Annotated in this window: 19 protein-coding genes; 12 read left to right on the top strand and 7 right to left on the bottom strand. The window is 58.5% G+C overall.

What is annotated here, in order from left to right:
* Positions 1-287: 287 nt before the first annotated feature.
* Positions 288-590, bottom strand: a complete 303-nt coding sequence (locus tag CPH89_RS17760) for a DUF2288 domain-containing protein (protein WP_053254801.1) — start codon at positions 588-590, stop codon at positions 288-290.
* A gap of 341 nt (positions 591-931) precedes the next feature.
* On the opposite strand from CPH89_RS17760, the gene CPH89_RS17755 reads away from it, so the two are divergent.
* The 5 genes from CPH89_RS17755 (at position 932) to CPH89_RS17735 (ending at position 5928) form a co-directional block, all read left to right on the top strand.
* Positions 932-2059: a branched-chain amino acid ABC transporter substrate-binding protein gene (locus CPH89_RS17755; protein WP_053254800.1), complete on the top strand. Its 1128-nt coding sequence runs from the start codon at positions 932-934 to the stop codon at positions 2057-2059.
* A 228-nt stretch (positions 2060-2287) separates the two neighbouring features.
* Positions 2288-3211 (top strand): high-affinity branched-chain amino acid ABC transporter permease LivH, encoded by a 924-nt coding sequence (livH, locus tag CPH89_RS17750; RefSeq protein WP_003172375.1) that lies wholly within the window; start codon positions 2288-2290, stop codon positions 3209-3211.
* Positions 3208-4461: a high-affinity branched-chain amino acid ABC transporter permease LivM gene (locus CPH89_RS17745; RefSeq protein WP_053254799.1), complete on the top strand. Its 1254-nt coding sequence runs from the start codon at positions 3208-3210 to the stop codon at positions 4459-4461. The genes livH and CPH89_RS17745 overlap by 4 nt, the downstream gene beginning before the upstream one ends.
* Positions 4458-5225 carry a high-affinity branched-chain amino acid ABC transporter ATP-binding protein LivG gene (gene livG, locus CPH89_RS17740; protein WP_010212365.1) on the top strand — a complete coding sequence of 256 codons (768 nt, stop codon included), beginning with the start codon at positions 4458-4460 and terminating at the stop codon, positions 5223-5225. The genes CPH89_RS17745 and livG overlap by 4 nt, the downstream gene beginning before the upstream one ends.
* A gap of 1 nt (position 5226) precedes the next feature.
* The gene (locus CPH89_RS17735; RefSeq protein WP_010212366.1) at positions 5227-5928 is read left to right on the top strand and encodes an ABC transporter ATP-binding protein; all 702 of its coding nucleotides are present in this window, start codon (positions 5227-5229) and stop codon (positions 5926-5928) included.
* Positions 5929-5979: 51 nt separating this feature from the next.
* On the opposite strand, the gene CPH89_RS17730 is transcribed toward CPH89_RS17735, so the two are convergent.
* Genes CPH89_RS17730 through CPH89_RS17715 form a run of 4 tightly spaced genes read right to left on the bottom strand, consistent with a single transcriptional unit; the run spans position 5980 to position 9973 of the window.
* A complete protein-coding gene (locus tag CPH89_RS17730) occupies positions 5980-7272 on the bottom strand; it encodes an MFS transporter (RefSeq protein ID WP_053254798.1) in 1293 nt (430 codons plus the stop codon).
* 12 nt (positions 7273-7284) lie between these two features.
* Complete coding sequence (locus CPH89_RS17725; RefSeq protein WP_053254797.1) at positions 7285-8262, bottom strand: phytanoyl-CoA dioxygenase family protein; 978 nt, start codon at positions 8260-8262, stop codon at positions 7285-7287.
* Between the two features lie 23 nt (positions 8263-8285).
* Entirely contained in the window at positions 8286-8981 is a 696-nt protein-coding gene (locus CPH89_RS17720) for a hypothetical protein (protein WP_053254796.1), read from the bottom strand.
* On the bottom strand, positions 8981-9973 hold the full coding sequence (locus CPH89_RS17715; protein WP_053254795.1) for a nitroreductase family protein: 993 nt from the start codon (positions 9971-9973) through the stop codon (positions 8981-8983). The genes CPH89_RS17720 and CPH89_RS17715 overlap by 1 nt, the downstream gene beginning before the upstream one ends.
* Before the next feature lie 808 nt (positions 9974-10781).
* Between CPH89_RS17715 and CPH89_RS17710 the strand changes: the two genes are divergently transcribed.
* From CPH89_RS17710 to CPH89_RS17695, 4 genes are read left to right on the top strand one after another with little or no spacing between them, the layout of a single operon-like run.
* On the top strand, positions 10782-11087 hold the full coding sequence (locus tag CPH89_RS17710; RefSeq protein WP_053254794.1) for a BufA1 family periplasmic bufferin-type metallophore: 306 nt from the start codon (positions 10782-10784) through the stop codon (positions 11085-11087).
* Between the two features lie 23 nt (positions 11088-11110).
* Positions 11111-11989, top strand: coding sequence for an MNIO family bufferin maturase (gene bufB, locus CPH89_RS17705; protein WP_053254793.1), 879 nt, complete (start codon positions 11111-11113; stop codon positions 11987-11989).
* Positions 11986-12762: an HvfC/BufC N-terminal domain-containing protein gene (locus CPH89_RS17700; RefSeq protein ID WP_053254792.1), complete on the top strand. Its 777-nt coding sequence runs from the start codon at positions 11986-11988 to the stop codon at positions 12760-12762. Before bufB ends, CPH89_RS17700 begins: the two co-directional genes overlap by 4 nt.
* On the top strand, positions 12759-13244 hold the full coding sequence (locus tag CPH89_RS17695) for a DoxX family protein (protein ID WP_053254791.1): 486 nt from the start codon (positions 12759-12761) through the stop codon (positions 13242-13244). Before CPH89_RS17700 ends, CPH89_RS17695 begins: the two co-directional genes overlap by 4 nt.
* Here CPH89_RS17695 and CPH89_RS17690 read toward each other — a convergent pair.
* Complete coding sequence (locus CPH89_RS17690; RefSeq protein WP_053254790.1) at positions 13241-14149, bottom strand: LysR family transcriptional regulator; 909 nt, start codon at positions 14147-14149, stop codon at positions 13241-13243. The two genes, CPH89_RS17695 and CPH89_RS17690, sit on opposite strands and share 4 nt — an antisense overlap.
* 103 nt (positions 14150-14252) lie before the next feature.
* Between CPH89_RS17690 and CPH89_RS17685 the strand changes: the two genes are divergently transcribed.
* The 3 genes from CPH89_RS17685 (at position 14253) to CPH89_RS17675 (ending at position 17341) form a co-directional block, all read left to right on the top strand.
* Positions 14253-14852 carry a short chain dehydrogenase gene (locus CPH89_RS17685; RefSeq protein ID WP_053254789.1) on the top strand — a complete coding sequence of 200 codons (600 nt, stop codon included), beginning with the start codon at positions 14253-14255 and terminating at the stop codon, positions 14850-14852.
* A gap of 97 nt (positions 14853-14949) precedes the next feature.
* Positions 14950-15621, top strand: a complete 672-nt coding sequence (locus CPH89_RS17680; RefSeq protein WP_053254788.1) for a COG3650 family protein — start codon at positions 14950-14952, stop codon at positions 15619-15621.
* Between the two features lie 106 nt (positions 15622-15727).
* Complete coding sequence (locus CPH89_RS17675; RefSeq protein WP_053254787.1) at positions 15728-17341, top strand: NAD(P)/FAD-dependent oxidoreductase; 1614 nt, start codon at positions 15728-15730, stop codon at positions 17339-17341.
* Positions 17342-17475: 134 nt separating this feature from the next.
* Here the strand turns inward: CPH89_RS17675 and CPH89_RS17670 are convergent, their stop codons facing one another.
* Positions 17476-18570, bottom strand: coding sequence for a PLP-dependent cysteine synthase family protein (locus CPH89_RS17670; RefSeq protein WP_053254786.1), 1095 nt, complete (start codon positions 18568-18570; stop codon positions 17476-17478).
* Positions 18571-18604 lie beyond the last annotated feature (34 nt).

Raw genomic sequence — 18604 nt, 5'->3', positions numbered from 1 at the left:
GCAAGCCCGCACCCACATTGACCGCATTCCGTGTGTAGGAACGCCGTTGAATGTGGGCGCTGGATTGCGCGCAAAGGCGGCCAGTCAGCCACTCCATACGTTGATCTTGGCCACACCCAGAAACAATTCCCCGAGCCTTCGACCCCGCGCAAAACTGTTCCCGTGACGCGCACGTCACCCTGACCTGTGACCTTTCTCTACGGCAAGATGCCATCACGGCGTCAGCGGTTACTCAGCTACACACTTGCACCGACGAAAATAGCGCACCACTTTGGTGCTGACTATTCTTACGCTGCCCTTTCCTGGATCAAAATCCACGGCGAAACCACCACCGCCCACAGGCTGGGATCACGCTCAACCAGGTCCAATGCCCGCGTCGCAGACACTTCGCCAAGGCTCCCCGCAGCCAGCCACGCAGCGACTTTTCCACGGTTATCCTCGGCCATTCCCTCGGCCGCTTCGATCAAATCCAGCTTGGCGTCGACCCACAATAGGGCACCCTTGGCAAAGAACGGTTCAAGCTCCTTCCAGGAAATTTCGGCGGTTTCGCCGAGCAGCTTGGCATAGAGGGTGCTAGGTTCTTGCGTCATGGGAATTCACCTGATGTAAAAAACGGCGCAATCATAACGTCCGGGCTCAGGCAGAAAAACCCAGTTGCAAATGAGGCATCGATAGAAAGTGTCAGAAAAGCCAAGGATTGCCCGAGACTCTGGCATCACCCCGCCGCAATTCTGTCTTTTTCTTTCATTAAAGCGACACACCCAGGTTTTGCCCCCAGCAGCCAGCTTTTCAAGCGATCAACCGGCGCTCTACACTGTACCGGTACAGTTGCCAGGGCAATGCCGGGGGGATATCCGAGATATCTGATCCGGTTCTGCAGCTCACAAGGCCGCTAGAACTATAAAAAATACAACAGTAAGAGTGGAGCACTATGAATAAGGCTACTAAGCAGATTTCCAAACTGTTTGCCGCTATGGTCCTGGCTGGGGTTGCTGGCCATTCGTTCGCAGCCGACACCATCAAGATCGGCATCGCCGGGCCTAAGACAGGTCCTGTGACGCAATACGGCGACATGCAATTCATGGGTGCCAAGCAGGCCATCGCCGACATCAACGCCAAAGGCGGCGTCGACGGCAAGCAGCTCGTCGCGGTTGAATACGATGATGCGTGCGATCCGAAACAAGCCGTGGCCGTGGCCAACAAAGTGGTCAACGACGGCGTCAAGTTCGTAGTCGGTCACCTCTGCTCCAGCTCCACTCAGCCAGCGTCCGACATCTATGAAGACGAAGGCGTCATCATGATTACCCCGGCGGCCACCAGCCCGGAAATCACCGCACGTGGCTACAAGCTGATCTTCCGCACCATCGGCCTGGACAGCGCACAAGGCCCAGCGGCCGGCAACTACATTGCCGACCACGTGAAGCCGAAGATCGTTGCCGTACTGCACGACAAACAGCAATACGGTGAAGGCATCGCCACCGCCGTTAAACAGACCCTCGAGAAGAAAGGCGTGAAAGTCGCGGTCTTCGAAGGCCTGAACGCTGGCGACAAAGACTTCTCCTCGATCATCCAGAAGCTCAAGCAAGCCAACGTGGACTTCGTCTACTACGGCGGCTACCACCCAGAGCTGGGCCTGATCCTGCGCCAGTCCAAGGAAAAAGGCCTGAACGCCAAGTTCATGGGCCCAGAAGGTGTCGGCAACGACTCCATCTCGCAAATCGCCCAAGGCGCTTCTGAAGGCCTGCTGGTGACCCTGCCGAAATCCTTCGACACCGACCCGGCCAACAAAGCCATTGTTGAAGAGTTCGCCAAGAACAAGCAGGACCCAACCGGTCCTTTCGTGTTCCCGGCCTACTCGGCTGTTGAAGTGATCGCCGGCGGTATCACTGCCGCGAAAAGCGAAGACACCGCCAAAGTCGCTGCCGCCATCCACGCAGGCACCTTCAAGACCCCAACCGGCGAGCTGAGCTTCGACGCCAAGGGCGACCTGAAGGACTTCAAGTTCGTGGTCTACGAATGGCACTTCGGTAAACCAAAAACCGAAGTTTCCCCTCAGTAAGCCAGGCGTTACTGGTCAACAAGCCCACTGTGCAAGCAGTGGGCTTTGTTTTACGAGGTTTATGGGCCTGACACCCGCGATCCGGGCGCTGGCTCACCTGAAAATCTTAAAACCGTCACCAGCGGTTCGCTGGCAAACGCTTTGCGCAAATGTGCTCACAGAACACAGCGCAGGGCCGGAACATGACTCCACCAGTGAAATGCGTATCGGGTTTTTAGGAGCGCTGTAATGCCTGAGATCTATCATTTTTTCCAACAGCTGGTTAATGGCCTGACCATTGGCAGCACCTATGCCTTGATAGCCATTGGCTACACAATGGTTTACGGCATCATTGGAATGATCAACTTCGCCCATGGCGAGGTGTACATGATTGGTTCCTACGTGGCCTTCATCGCCCTTGCCGGGCTGGCCATGATGGGTATCCACTCCCTGCCGCTGTTGATGACCGCCGCGTTCCTTGCGTCGATCGTCGTGACCAGTGCCTATGGCTACAGTATCGAGCGGGTTGCCTACCGTCCCTTGCGTGGCAGCAACCGTTTGATTCCGCTGATTTCCGCCATCGGCATGTCGATTTTCCTGCAAAACACCGTATTGCTGTCCCAGGACTCCAAGGATAAATCCATCCCCAACCTGATCCCGGGGAGCTTCTCCTTCGGCCCGGGCGGTGCGGAAGAAGTATTGATTTCCTACATGCAGATCCTGGTCTTCGTCGTCACCCTGGTGGCCATGCTGGGCCTGACCCTGTTCATCTCCCGCTCCCGTCTGGGGCGCGCCTGCCGGGCCTGTGCCGAAGACATCAAGATGGCCAACCTGCTGGGCATCAACACCAACAACATCATCGCCCTGACCTTCGTGATCGGTGCCGCTCTGGCAGCCGTTGCGGCGGTACTGCTGAGCATGCAGTACGGCGTGATCAACCCCAACGCCGGTTTCCTGGTAGGCCTCAAGGCCTTTACCGCGGCGGTCCTGGGTGGCATCGGCAGTATTCCGGGCGCCATGCTCGGCGGGCTGGTGCTGGGTGTGGCCGAAGCCTTTGGCGCCGATATCTTCGGCGACCAGTACAAGGACGTTGTGGCGTTTGGCCTGTTGGTTCTGGTGCTGTTGTTCCGTCCGACCGGCATTCTGGGCCGTCCGGAGGTTGAGAAAGTATGAGCAGATATCTTAAATCGGCGTTTTTCAGCGCCCTGTTGGTATGGGCTGTGGCCTTTCCGGTCCTCGGCCTCAAGCTGAGCATTGTCGGCATCAACCTGGAAGTGCATGGCACCGGTCCCGTGACCTTGACCATCATCGCCCTGTGCTCGGTGCTGATGTTCCTGCGCGTGCTGTTTACCCAGCAAGTCGGTGCCTTGTTCAAGGGCAACCGTGGTCCGTTGGTGTCGCCCAAGGTCAGCCAATTTCTGACCCTGCCGCGCACCCAGCGCTACATCATCATCGGCCTGATCGTGGCCGCGTTGATCTGGCCGTTCTTCGGCTCGCGCGGCGCGGTCGACATTGCCACCCTGATCCTGATCTACGTGTTGCTGGGCCTGGGCCTGAACATCGTGGTGGGCCTGGCGGGTCTGCTCGACCTGGGTTATGTGGGTTTCTACGCCGTGGGTGCCTACACTTACGCGTTGCTCTCGCACTACCTGGGCTGGAGCTTCTGGGTCTGCCTGCCGCTGGCCGGCCTGATGGCGGCCACCTTTGGCTTCCTGCTGGGCTTCCCGGTCCTGCGCCTGCGCGGTGACTATCTGGCGATCGTGACCCTGGGCTTCGGTGAAATCATCCGTCTGTTCCTGCGTAACCTCACCGACATCACCGGCGGCCCCAACGGCATCAGCAGCATCCCCAAGCCAACGTTCTTCGGGCTGTCGTTCGACCGCACCGCGGCCGAAGGCATGCAGACCTTCCACGAATACTTCGGGATCGACTACAACCCGGTGAGCAAAGTGGTGTTCCTGTACCTGGTGGCCTTGTTGCTGGCACTGGCCGCCTTGTTCGTGATCAACCGCCTGCTGCGCATGCCGATCGGCCGTGCGTGGGAAGCCTTGCGCGAAGATGAAATCGCCTGCCGTGCGTTAGGCATGAACCCGACGGTCATCAAACTCTCGGCATTTACCCTCGGCGCAACATTCGCCGGTTTCGCTGGCAGCTTCTTCGCCGCTCGCCAAGGTTTGGTGACTCCGGAGTCGTTCACCTTTATCGAGTCGGCAATCATCCTCGCCATCGTGGTACTGGGTGGCATGGGCTCGCAACTGGGTGTGATCCTGGCGGCGATCGTGATGATCCTGCTGCCGGAAATGATGCGTGAGTTCAGCGAATACCGCATGTTGATGTTCGGCGCCATGATGGTGCTGATGATGATCTGGCGTCCTCAAGGCCTGCTGCCCATGCAACGTCCACACATGGAGCTGCGCAAATGAGCCGCGAGATCCTGAAAGTCGAAAATTTGAGCATGCGCTTCGGCGGCTTGCTGGCGGTCAACGGCGTGGCCCTGACCGTGAAAGAGAAACAGGTGGTGGCGCTGATCGGCCCGAACGGCGCCGGCAAAACCACGGTGTTCAACTGCCTCACCGGTTTCTACAAGCCGAGCGGTGGCAGCATCCTGCTGGACGGCCAGCCGATCCAGGGCCTGGCCGGTCACGAGATCGCCCGCAAGGGCGTGGTGCGCACCTTCCAGAACGTGCGCTTGTTCAAGGACATGACGGCGGTCGAGAACCTGCTGATTGCCCAGCACCGTCATTTGAACACCAACTTCTTTGCAGGCCTGTTCAAGACCCCGGCGTTCCGCAAAAGCGAGCGCGAGGCCATGGAATACGCCGAATACTGGCTGGACAAGGTCAACCTCACCGAGTTTGCCAACCGCCCGGCCGGCACCCTCGCCTACGGTCAGCAACGTCGTCTGGAAATCGCCCGCTGCATGATGACCCGCCCGCGGATCCTCATGCTCGACGAACCGGCCGCCGGCCTGAACCCCAAGGAAACCGAAGACCTCAAGGCGCTGATCAGCGTGTTGCGTGAGGAAAACAACGCCACGGTGCTGTTGATCGAACACGACATGAAACTGGTTATGAGCATTTCCGACCACATAGTGGTGATCAACCAGGGTACGCCGCTGGCCAATGGGACGCCGGAACAGATCCGCGACAATCCCGAAGTGATCAAAGCCTATTTGGGGGAAGCGTAAAATGCTGCAATTCGAAAACGTTTCCACTTTCTACGGCAAGATCCAGGCCCTGCACAGCGTCAACGTCGAAGTGCGCCAAGGCGAGATCGTCACGCTGATCGGCGCCAACGGTGCCGGCAAATCGACCTTGCTGATGACCCTGTGCGGTTCGCCGCAGGCCCACAGCGGCAGCATCCGCTACATGGGTGAAGAGCTGGTGGGCCAGCAGTCTTCACAGATCATGCGCAAAAGCATTGCCGTGGTGCCTGAGGGCCGTCGGGTGTTCTCGCGCCTGACCGTGGAAGAGAACCTGGCCATGGGCGGGTTCTTTACCGACAAGGGCGATTACCAGGAGCAGATGGACAAGGTGCTGCACCTGTTCCCAAGGCTCAAGGAGCGCTTCAGCCAGCGCGGCGGCACCATGTCCGGTGGCGAGCAGCAAATGCTCGCCATCGGCCGTGCGCTGATGAGCAAGCCCAAGTTGCTGTTGCTGGACGAACCGTCCCTGGGCCTGGCACCGATCATCATCCAGCAGATCTTCGACATCATCGAACAGCTGCGTAAGGACGGTGTCACGGTGTTCCTGGTCGAGCAGAACGCCAACCAGGCGCTGAAAATCGCCGACCGAGCCTACGTGCTGGAAAACGGCCGGGTGGTGATGCAGGGCACCGGGGAGCAATTGCTGACGGATCCGAAGGTGCGTGAAGCCTATCTTGGTGGCTGAGCCATTGAGGTAACAAAAAAACGGCCTTCGGGCCGTTTTTTTTATCGCGGTTCAAAGCGTCGCGACCAACTCCCCCTTGCTCGCGCGCTGGCCTGCCAGCATCAATGCCCCGCCCAATAGCAACAAGCCCGCCGCCAGGAAGATATACGCGCCGTACACATCCAGCGGCGCGTCGAAATAGGCTATGACACGCTGTGCCACATTTAACGTCTGAGAGCACACCAGCGTACCGGTTAATGAGGCGATGGCCAGCACCGGCGTGACTGTTGCAGACACACGCCCCATGTAACCTTCCGGCACGGCTTCCTGGAGCATCGGCCCTTGCACAATCGCAAACACCGAGAAGAACAACCCACAGCTGAACATCAGCGCCCAGGCCAAGTAAAACGGCGGATGCAGCGAATACGCCAGGTAGCTGAACCCCATGCACAGCAATGCAAGGGTAAAGGCCTGGCGCGTGCTCAATGACTTCAACAGCGGCCGGACCAGCACGGCAGCAATCAAGCCGCCGACAGGGAACGCCGCGAGAATCAGGCCGTATTCATAAGGGCTCAAGCCCAAGGTTTTGAATGCATACAAGGACAATGCGACGTTATTGACCCCCAAGGAAAACCCATATAACGCCACACCGATCAACAACGTCCTAATCGAGGCGTGCCCCCAGGAAAACCGTAGCCCTGCGAGCACTCCATGCCAGAAGGGCAGCCGTTGTTGCTCGGCCAGCAAGGTCCGGCGCAGGCCCTGGGTAGACGCTATGCACAGGGCCGAACAGGCAAAAGCCAGCACATTGATCAGCAGTGCCAGGGCGGGGCCCACCCACACAAATAATGCCGGCCCAAGGGACGCCGACAACACTGAAATGCCCGTCAGGGAAAACATCGCCTTGGCCGATGCCTCAACGCGTCGTGCCGAAGGGATGACCACTTGCATGATCGCCTGGCGTGACGGGTTGAAAAACTGTGCAGCCGTGCTGTTCACCAACAACAAGAGCAGAACGCCGACAAGCACTTGCATCGGGTCCAGCCCGGCCAGGGAATAGATCACGAAAAAGATCAGGAAGTTGAGCACCCGAATCCCATCCGCCGCGATCATCACGTACAGCGGGGCCATCCGATCGACCCAAGCCCCGGCCAGTGGGGCCACCAATACACGCGGAATAGCAGAGGCCGCCACCGCCAGGCCTACAGCCGTCGGCAAGAACGCACTGTCGTGAAACAAGTCAGTCACCAGCCACACAATGACGGTGCTCTCGAAAACGAACTCGCCAAACGATGAGAGGGCTTGCCCCAGCCACAAGAATGAGAAATTTCTGCTGATGAAAAAATCTGCAAAGCGGTTCTTCACAGCCACATTACCTTATTGGTCGTAAATACGTTCAAAGGACTCGAGCAACCCCTGGGCACATGACTTGATGGGTTCGGACATACCGAACCTGGCAGCGATTTCGAGGGCCGCCACCGCATTCTTGTTACCTTTAACCGCTTCCCCGATAGCGGTCAGATCCCGCCAATGCTCCCAGGATGGATCAAAGGGAATAAGCGGCGGATGCCTGTCCCGCCAGTAAAACCCCCAGGTCCGCCACCCTGCGTAGAACGTTTGCCAATCCTGGGTCAACAGCGGCTTGGCAAAATTACTGAGTGCCAAAGGCTCAGCGAGCGGCTGAAACCGTGCCTCGATACTGCAACGCCAACCTGTGCCGGTATTGGTCGCTCCCCCATGCGGGGTAAACGTATTGAACAGCAGTACATCACCCGGACGTAATGCGAAAACGTTTTTTGCGCCCAGCACGTCGGGGCAGACTTGCCATCCTGATGGGTTGAGTGCCAGCTCGAGCGGTAACAGGGTTTCACCTGGTTTTTTGGTGTAAACCGGCAGCGATCCCGACCCTTCATCGACATTAAAAAAGGGTGCCCACAGGGTGATCTGCTGACCACTGCCCTGCAATTCCGGAAAGTCCTGGTGAACGCCCGGTGAGGAGTGCATGGAAGAATCCAAGGGTGCCAAACCGCGCACCCATTTGATCGGATGAACGAACACCTCATCGGTGTCGAAGAGCAGCTTCATCACCTCAATCACCTTGGGCGCTTGAAAGAGTTCTTCGGTCAATTCGCTGCGCATGACGTCGACAAACTTCAGAAAGTCCGGATCAGCCTGCTCTGGTTCCTTGAAGCGCGGCTGACCAATCTCGGTGAAACCATCCGTTATTCGATGCTTGCGCAATTGCTGGATCAGTTTTTCAGCGAGCAGTGCCAATTTCTGGCGATCAAGTAACTCGCGAACAACGACATAACCCTCTCGCTCGTAGGCATCCTTCAGCGGCGAAAGTCCGTTCATTTTTGCAACTCCTTGCGACGCACTCAGCCTGGAAAAACCAGCCGGATGGCATAAAGAACATCCCTTTCTTCCGTCAGGCGCAGCATATTTGACGCTGTTTCTTCGTGTACGGCTGGCGTCATTCTCGCCGCCAGCCCTTGATGCTGCCCCTCCAACAACAGGGCATGCCCTACACGCCCTACATCCAGCAAGGCTTTGGCGTAGGCAATATCAGGATCGCCGAATGCAGCAACAGCAAATTGCCAATTGATCCCAAGCAACACTGTAATGCCTTTGCCCCCGGCCCATCCTTGGCCCTGAATGATCTTGGCGACCACCTCGCTGTCACTGGCGCGGTCTGAACGCTTGAGCGCTCTGGGCGTATGGTCCAGTAACCAAGCTGCATCCGCCCAGCCCTGTACGCCCTGGGTAACGATTCCAGCAAACAGATGTGTTTCCTGGGCCAAAGCCTGATAGAGGCACCTGAGTACCGCCTCCAGCACCGAAGAAGGAACCTCGCGCTCGGCAACAGACGTAAAGCTGCGTCTTGAAATAGCACGTTTGACGTCATAGCCGGTCACCAGCTTATCCAGCAGGTAACGATGGCTTTGAAGGGCCTGCGGCTGGGCGACCTGATCAGCCTGCAATTGCTTCAGGAACACATAAGGGCGCTCCCAGTTATGAGTCTCCCACGTATCGGGGATTGAAACTTCACTGCCGTGTTGGCTGACATATCTCATTAATTCCACCCTTCCAGCAAACCGATGGAAAACGCAGGAAGGCCGTCATCCAAAGACTCGTCGCTGAAGCTTTTTGCGTACTCGAAGTCCACGACAAAGCGTGATGTGTAGTGCCAGTTGCAATAACTGGCCAACGCCGACAATTGCGCCTCTGCATGACCGGCGTCGACGAGCAAGGCACGAAAACTTCGGGGATCACGGTAGCGGAACATTGATCGCCTTACCGCGGCACACAATACCAGCCTCACCACCCAGTCGGCATCCGAACTTGAAATGCGCTCAGCCTCCATTGAGTCGGGCAACTGCGGGGTAATTAATTTAAGCGAACTATCGATCGGGGAAAAATAGTAGACACCCGGCGCAATTATCGACGAACGATGTATTTCGACAAAACATTCCGTGGGGTGCCGGGCGCCGCCGGAAGGAATGGACTTCTTGAGCAGTTCAACTTGGTGATAATCACGCTCGCCGTCGTAATACGCCGGTTGGTGCAAACGCACGCCAAAGGTTCCAGACATAATCATACTGAACTGATAGAAAACAGAGTTTCTTAATTCATCGATGTCCAGATTAATGGCGTCAATGAGCGCAACATCATTGCCTGACTCAATACTCAACTCGACAGCGGGGTACGCATGTTCCTTGACGTAGGCTGCCATGATCTGAGCATCTGCCTCCAACGCCGAAAGACCTTGGGACATGTCCAGGAAAGGGTGGTTCTGGGTCGCACGGTGATAGCCGGACTTGGGCTGCGCCAGCGCAGGCAGGCAAACATGGGCCAGCAAGGTGTCAATGCCAGCCTCACTGAGGGTGTTATCACGCGCAATGGCTTCCTTTACCAGATCGGCATTGACCGCCTGGCCGCAGTGCTCGGCAATGAGCCTGCCCAAACTCTTGGAAATCTTGACGCCATTATGGCCTGACGAGTAGTCAACCCAACAGTCTTCTTTACCGTCTTCAAACACTAATGCCGCGGGATTTATATGATACATGAGCTGCTCCTTGAAAGACCTGGAGAGCGAACTCTCCAGGCCCGCTGCTTCTTACTTAGCCACTTTCACTGGCTTAGGCTGGGAAGGCAGTTTTACGTGCATCAGGTTGCAGGTAGCACTTTGCAGGAGAGCGACTTTTACTTCTTTCATCGTTAAATTCCTTCTTTTAGTTTAACTGGAAAGTATCCAGAAGAGGGTTCCTGAATTGCGCATTTCATTTGTTGCCGGCCAAATCAAACTAAACAGCCGACCAATAAAAGTCAAACCGAAAAAGACTTAAATTTATAACTGACTGTTCCGCATATACAAAATTATTGTAAACCCCCGATAACGGGGACACAGCACTATTCCAGCCAAAAAATATCAGATTAAAAACACCCAACAAGCGCATGACTCGCGCCCTTCCCCATTCAAACGTCCACGACACATAGGCATTAACCCCCCACACAGGGCCTGAATAACACCGCCCGCTTTCTTTTGAGATAGCGAAAATCCGCCACTTATATTTAAAAAACAGGATCTATTAAATTACGCCATCGGTACTTAAACCCGATCAGGTGAAACCTTACCCGTTACCGAAAACAGCGTTAACCGAACGTCGTTCATCAGGCTTTTATTTGGCTTGGTAAATAGCCACGCAAGGAAACACCTCAACGCCCGAGCCCGAGCATTCAGGGGCGAGTGATCGCGGCGGCTGGCGAATTGAAATTTTTTTGCAAGCCGCTGTAACGCATGGGGGTGCCCCAACTCTAGAGGGGTAAGCAAGCAAAAACGCTTCCTTACCCAACCTCACTGCTGGAGTTACACCATGACGACTAAATCCCGTTCGCTGTCCGCCGCCACCCTCGTTCTGGCCCTGGGTTCGGCCCTGAGCCTGTCCGCCCTGACAAGCACCGCGCACGCCGCCGATGACATGCAGAAGTGCTTTGGTGTCGCCGAAGCCGGCAAGAACGATTGCGCCGCAGGCGCTGGCACTTCCTGCGCCGGCACCTCGAAACTCAAGGACCAGGCCAACGCCTGGAAGCTGGTCCCTGCCGGCACCTGTACCAAAACCCCGAGCAGCACCTCACCGACCGGTTTCGGCCAGGAAACAGCCTTCACCGCCAAGTCCTGAAACAGCCCTCGGCCTGAGTACTGATGATGACGCTTTCTCCCCAACACACGGTCTCACCCGCTCAGGCGCCCGGGCTCCCTTGCAGGGCCGGGCTGGGGCTGAAGAACGAGCACTTCAGCGAAGTGCTCGAAACCTCGCCCGACATCGGTTTTTTTGAAGTGCACGCCGAAAACTACATGGTTGCCGGCGGCCCGTTCCACCATTACCTGGGGTTGATCCGCGAGCAGTACCCACTGTCGTTGCACGGCGTGGGTCTGTCCATCGGCGGCGAAGGCCCGTTGAACCGTGAGCACCTGGCACGGTTGGCCACGCTGATCGAACGCTATCAACCCCACTCTTTTTCCGAACACCTGGCCTGGTCCAGCCACGGCCCGGTGTTTCTCAACGACTTGCTGCCCTTGGCTTACGATGCCGCCACCCTGAAACGGGTGTGCGAACACATCGACCAGGTGCAAAGCACCCTCAAGCAGCCGATGCTGCTGGAGAATCCGTCGACCTATCTGCAATTCCAGCGCTCCACCCTGGACGAGACAGACTTCATCAGCGAGATCATTCGCCGCACCGGTTGCGGCCTGTTGCTGGACGTCAACAACGTCTATGTGTCGTGCATCAATCACCAGCGAGATCCCCTTTCCTACATTGACGCACTGCCATTGCGTGCCGTGGGAGAGATTCATCTGGCCGGATTTGCCGAAGACACTGACAGCCTGGGCGATCGCCTGCTGATCGATGACCATGGTGCGCCCGTCGATAACGCCGTATGGCAGTTGTACCAACACGTCCTTATGCGTACGGGCCCGGTGGCCACGCTGATTGAGCGCGATAACCACGTGCCGGCCTTCAGCGTGCTGCACGCCGAAGTCCAACACGCCGACTGGCATCTGTCGCAGGTGAACCAATGAGCCTTCAAGATGCGTTTGCCAGTGCCCTGCTCGCACCCGACCCGGTCTGCCCCGAGGGTCTGTTCAGCAGCAACGGCGCCGATCCGGCCAGCCGCTTTGCGGTGTATCGCAACAACGTCCACAGCGCGCTGATCAATGCGCTGGCGACGGCCTATCCCGTCACGTTGCAATTGGTCGGCGAGGCATTCTTTCGCGCCATGGCCAGCCTCTATGTACAGGCCTGCCCGCCCAACAGCCCACTGATCAGTGAATACGGCAGCAGCTTTGCCGACTTTATCCAGGGCTTCGAGCCGGCTGCCAGCGTGCCCTACCTGGCTGATATCGCGCGCCTGGAACGCTTGCGGGTGCGCGCCTATCACGCGGCGGATGTTGCGCCACTGCAACAACAGGCCGTGTTGCAGGCACTGCAAACCCAAACCCACTTGGGCGAACTACGCCTGCAACTGCATCCCTCACTCGCCACGTTGAACTCCGCCTACGCGATCGTCGCCGTCTGGGCAGCGCACCAGACCGAGGGGGCCATTGCCAGTTTGAATGCCTGGCATGCGCAAAGTGCCTTGGTGTTACGCCAGGGGCTGGCCGTCAAGGTATTCGCAATAGACGCAGGTTCGGTCGCGTTCATCAACAGCCTCAACCACGGCGCTGGGCTGGAAATGGCCGTGACCCAGGCCCTGGAAGCCGCCAGCGAATTCGACCTGAACCAGTGCCTGACCCTGCTGATCAGCCACGACGCCATCACTCATTTGCACACAGAACAAAAGGAATCGCCATGAACACTTCCCCTACTTGCCTGGTAAAACGGACCATCGCTCTGTTCGAAAAAATCCCCTACAGCCTGATCGCCTTTCTCGCGCGTTTTTCGATTGCAGCGGTGTTCTGGAAGTCGGGGCAAACCAAGGTCGAAGGCTTTGCCATCGACCTGATCAGCGGCACGTTCCAACTGGGCGAACCACGCCTTGCCGCCTCCACCCTGCCGCTGTTTCGCAGTGAATATCACGTGCCTTTGCTGTCGCCGGAAGTCGCCGCGCACATGGCAGCCTTTGCCGAACACTTTTTTCCGGTGTTGATTCTGGTCGGCTTGGCCACACGCTTCTCGGCCCTGGCCCTGATTGGCATGACCCTGACCATTCAACTCTTCGTCTACCCCGACGCGTACCCGACCCATGGCACCTGGCTTGCCTTGTTGCTACTGCTGGTCGCCAAAGGCCCGGGCAGCCTGTCGATTGATCACCTGATTGCACGTCGCTACCGTTAAAGCCGGTCCAACGTTTCACCGCTGCGCTTGAACCAATCCACCAGGTAATCGGCGAGCACCTGAGTGCGGCGCGGCAAGCCGCCCTGATACGGGTGAACCAGATGCATCGGCATGCTGCGAGTCTGATAATCGCGCAAGAGCCAGCGCAATCGACCGTCAGCCAGTTCCGCCGGTAAAACGTAGGACGGCAGGCGGGCGATACCGGCGCCCACCAGTGCGGCTTTTTTCAACAGGTTGTAGTGGTTGGAAGCGAATGTGCCGCTGACCCGCACACGCAGCAATTCGTGTTGCTGGTGGTACAGCCATTCTTCACGCCCGCTGTAGTGACTGTTCAACAGGCAGGTATGAGCTGCCAGGTCCGCCGGGGTCAGCGGCTCGCCGTGCTGTTCCAGATAGGCCGGGCTGGCGCAGGTCATCTCATGCCAGGCCAGCAATGGCTTGGCCACCAGACGCTCGTTTTCGATGGCCCCCATGCGCACGCCCAAATCAAAGCCATCGCGCGCCAGGTCCCGGTAACTGTTGCTCAATTCCAGTTCGATCTGCACCTGCGGGTACTGCTTGGAAAACTCGAGCAGCAAACCATCGAAGAAGGTTTCCCCCAACGACACCGGAACCGTCATACGCACCGGCCCGGCCAGGTCGTCCTTGAGCCGCGCCAATGCCTGTCGGGCGCGCTCCACCTGTACCACCAGCGCCTGGGCCTGGGGCAACAACGCCGCACCGGCTGCGGTCAGGCTCAACTTGCGGGTGGTGCGGTGCAGCAACACCACGCAAAACCGCGCTTCCAGTTGGCTGATGCGCTTGGACAGCTGGCCCTTGCTGCACCCCAACTGCTCGGCCGCGACGGTAAAACTGCCGGCTTCGATCAGCACGGCAAACGCCGCCAGGTCATCCATCTCGCTCATGGATTGTTTCCATTTGAAAACCAAAGGTTGCCTATTAGCGCGTTTATCCGACCGAAAAGCCACACTAGACTGAAACCTCACTTACCCCTGGAGGAACAGCACGATGAAAATCCTATTGATTGGTGCCAGCGGCACAATCGGCTCGGCCGTCAAAGCAGAACTCGCCCAGCGTCACGAGGTGATCAGCGTCGGTCGCACCCATGGGGACTTCCAGGTGGACATCAGTGACAGCGCTTCAATCCGCAAGCTATTCGAACAGACCGGCAAGTTCGATGCCCTGGTCTGCGCGGCTGGCAGTGTGAATTTCGTGCCGTTGGGTGACATGAGCGAAACCGATTTTGAACTGGGCCTGCGCGACAAGCTGATGGGCCAGGTCAACCTGCTGTTGATCGGTCGCGAATACGCCAACGATGGCGCCTCGTTCACCTTCACCAGCGGCATTCTCAACCGTGACCCGATCCGCACCGGCGCATCTGCCGCACTGGTCAACGGCGCACTGGATGCCTTCGTCAAAGCTGCCGCGATCGAGTTGCCACGGGGCCTGCGCGTCAATTCCGTGAGCCCGACCGTGCTGCTGGAAGCCATGGGCAGCTACGCGCCCTACTTCCGTGGCTACAAACCTGCACCCGCTGCTGATGTGGCATTGGCCTACGCGAAAAGTGTCGAAGGTTTACAGACGGGCCAGACCTTTATCGTCGGCTGAATTTTGTGTCTGTCAGAAATTCCTGAAGCCGGCCGACGGGCTTGTGGTGCGGCGTCAGCCTGCGTAACGTGGCGGCACTTGTTTGGAGACCCGATAAATGCGCGCCGCCCGTACCCTTGCCCTGTTTGCCCTGCTGCCCCTGTTCACCGCTTGCCAGATGTTCGAGAGCGAACCGGCCAAACCGTCAACTGCGGGGCTGACCCGTATGCAGGGTGAATTGACAGCGGTGGCCGGCAAACTGTTGTTCCAGCCGTGCGGCGACAAACGCAACTACGTGGTCAACGACACCGGCGGCACCAGCATCCTGCAGGAGGCCGCCTCCCTGGCCGGCCAACAGGGTGTGCTGTTTGCCGACTTGCGCGGCAAGTTTTCCGGTGTTGCCAGCGGCACCCAGGGTTCGGTAGACCTCCAGCAGCTGTATCGGGTCGAGCGCTCGACCTCGGCCTGCGATGACCCGGATTTCAAGCGCATGACCCTGCGGGCCAACGGCCACAAACCCGCCTGGGCGATGAACGTCACCGCCAAGGGCATGGTGCTCGAGCGTGAGGGCCAGCCACCCCTGGCGGTGCCCTACGTAGAAGAGCAAATGGGCGACGGCCGCTTTAACCTGATGACGGAAGCCAACAACCAACACATCGAACTGTGGGTGGCGCCGCAACGCTGCATCGACAGCGTCAGTGGCAGCTTGCAACACATGACCGCCGAGTTGCGAGTCAACGGCCAGGTACAACGGGGTTGCGCATCGTTCGGCGGCTCTCGCGACGACTGAATCAGCCCTGCGCTGTTTTAACATGACGAAAAACCGCCATTGGGGCTTATAATCGCCGGTTTGCAAAACAGCCGGCCTCTTTTCCCGCCGCCTACCGGATCCCGTCATGTTACGAATCACCGAACTCAAGCTGCCCATCGACCATCCCGAAGAAGACCTACGGCCTGCCATCGTGCAGCGCCTGGGCATCGCCAGTGATGACCTGCTCGATTTCACCCTGTTCAAACGCAGCTACGACGCCCGTAAAAAATCGTCGGAGCTGTGCTTCATCTACACCATCGACCTGAACGTGAAGGGCGAAGCCGCGCTGCTGCTCAAGTTCGCCGATGATCGCAACGTCAACCCGGCCCCGGATGTCAGCTACAAGGTGGTGGGCCAGGCGCCGCACGGCCTGGTTGAACGGCCAATCGTGGTCGGTTTTGGTCCGTGCGGGATCTTCGCCGGGCTGCTGCTGGCCCAAATGGGCTTCAAGCCGATCATCCTCGAACGCGGCAAGGAAGTGCGCCAGCGCACCAAGGACACCTGGGGCCTGTGGCGCAAAAACGTGCTCAACCCGGAGTCCAACGTGCAGTTTGGCGAAGGCGGCGCCGGGACCTTCTCCGACGGCAAGCTCTACAGCCAGATCAAGGACCCGAAATTCCACGGTCGCAAAGTGCTGCACGAGTTCGTCAAAGCCGGTGCGCCGGAAGAAATCCTCTACGTCAGCAAGCCGCACATCGGTACATTCCGTCTGACCGGCGTGGTGGAAAACATGCGCGAGCAGATCATCGCCCTGGGCGGTGAAGTGCGCTTCGAACAGCGGGTTACCGACGTGCTGATCGAAGATGGCCAGTTGAACGGCGTCGTGGTGAATGACGGTGAGCAGATCCTCTCCAGGCACGTGATCCTCGCCCTTGGCCACAGCGCCCGCGACACTTTCCGCATGCTCCACGGGCGTGGCGTGTACATGGAGGCCAAGCCGTTTTCGGTGGGTTTCCGTATCGAACACCCGCAGTCGCTGATCGACGCGGCGCGCCTGGGCAAATACGCCGGGCACCCAAAACTCGGAGCTGCCGACTACAAGCTGGTGCACCACGCCAAGAACGGCCGCTCGGTCTACAGCTTCTGCATGTGCCCAGGCGGTACGGTAGTGGCAGCCACTTCCGAGCCCAACCGTGTCGTCACCAACGGCATGAGCCAGTATTCGCGTAACGAACGCAATGCCAACTCCGGCATCGTGGTCGGCATCACCCCGGAAGTGGACTACCCAGGTGGCCCGTTGGCCGGCATCGAGTTGCAGGAGCGCCTGGAGTCCCACGCCTACATCCTCGGTGGCAGCAACTACGAGGCACCGGCGCAGCTGGTGGGCGATTTCATCGCCGGCAAGCCGTCCACCGCCATCGGCAGTGTGGAACCGTCCTACAAACCGGGTGTGGCACTCGGTGACCTGGCCCTGGCCTTGCCGGACTTCGCCATTGAAGCGATTCGTGAAGCGTTGCCGGCGTTCGAGAAACAGATCAAAGGCTACTCGCTGCACGACGCCGTGTTGACCGGTATCGAAACACGCACGTCATCACCGTTGCGGATTACCCGTAACGAGTCGATGCAGAGTTTGAACGTGAAAGGCCTGTTCCCGGCGGGCGAAGGCGCGGGTTACGCCGGTGGGATTCTGTCGGCGGGTGTCGACGGTATTCGAATTGCCGAAGCGTTGGCGCGGGACATGCTCGGTATCGAGGCCTAAGCCGAATCTGAACAGACAGCAATTCAAATGTGGGAGCGGGCTTGCTCGCGAAGGCGGTGGTTCAGTCAATGATTTTTCGACTGACCGTCCGCCTTCGCGAGCAAGCCCGCTCCCACATTGGGTGTTACGCGGTATCAGATGTTGGCGCGCAGGACGCTGTCCGGCAGCGGCTCGCCCCGTTCGACACTGGCCGCAACGGCCGCGATCAAACCGTCAAGTTCATAGCCCTGCCCCGTCAGCCACGCCTGATCGTAGTAAGTGGTGGCATAGCGCTCCCCACCATCACACAAGATCGCCACGATCGACCCCGACTCCCCCGCCGCTTTCATCTGCTGTGCGGCCACCAGGGCGCCAATCAGGTTAGTCCCGCTGGAGCCGCCAACCCGCCGCCCCAGCCGTTCGGCCAGGTAGTGCATGGCGGCCAGTGACAGCGCGTCCGGCACCTTGACCATGGCATCAATCACCTTGGGCAGAAACGACGCTTCAACCCGTGGCCGGCCGATGCCTTCGATGCGCGAACCGCACTCCAGGCGCAGGCTGGCGTCGCCGGTCTGGTAGTAATCAAAGAACACTGAACGTTCGGCATCGGCGCACAACACGCGGGTGCAATGCTGGCGATAACGCACATAGCGTCCCAGGGTAGCGGTCGTGCCACCGGTGCCGGGGCTTGAGATCAACCAGCTCGGTTCGGGGTAATGCTCAAAGCGCATCTGCTGGAAGATCGACTCGGCGATATTGTTGTTCGCCCGCCAGTCCGTCGCCCGCTCGGCGTAGGTGAATTGGTCCATGAAGTGACCGCCACTTTCCTTCGCCAACCGTTCGGACTCGGCGTATATCTGCGTCGGATCATTCACCAGATGGCTTTTGCCACCGTAGAAAGCGATCTGCGCGATCTTCTCTTTCGACGTGGTGGCCGGCATCACCGCAATAAACGGCAGGCCGAGCAAGCGTGCAAAGTACGCCTCGGAGATCGCCGTCGAACCGCTGGACGCCTCGATCACTGGCGCACCCGGCTTGAGCCAGCCGTTACACAAGGCATACAGGAACAGCGAACGTGCCAGCCGATGCTTGAGGCTGCCGGTGGGGTGGCTGGACTCATCCTTGAAGTACAACTCGATACCCGGCAAGCCCGGCAATGGCAACGGGATCAGGTGTGTGTCGGCGCTGCGTTGAAAGTCCGCTTCGATGATGCGAATGGCTTCACGGGCCCAGATACGGTGGTCACTCATAGGGTGCGTCTCTAAAGATTTCAGCCCCGATTTT

This window comes from Pseudomonas fluorescens (assembly GCF_900215245.1).
Lineage (GTDB): Bacteria > Pseudomonadota > Gammaproteobacteria > Pseudomonadales > Pseudomonadaceae > Aquipseudomonas > Aquipseudomonas fluorescens.
The sequence above is the reverse complement of the archived record's forward strand: the minus strand, read 5'-3'. Positions and strand labels throughout refer to the sequence as shown.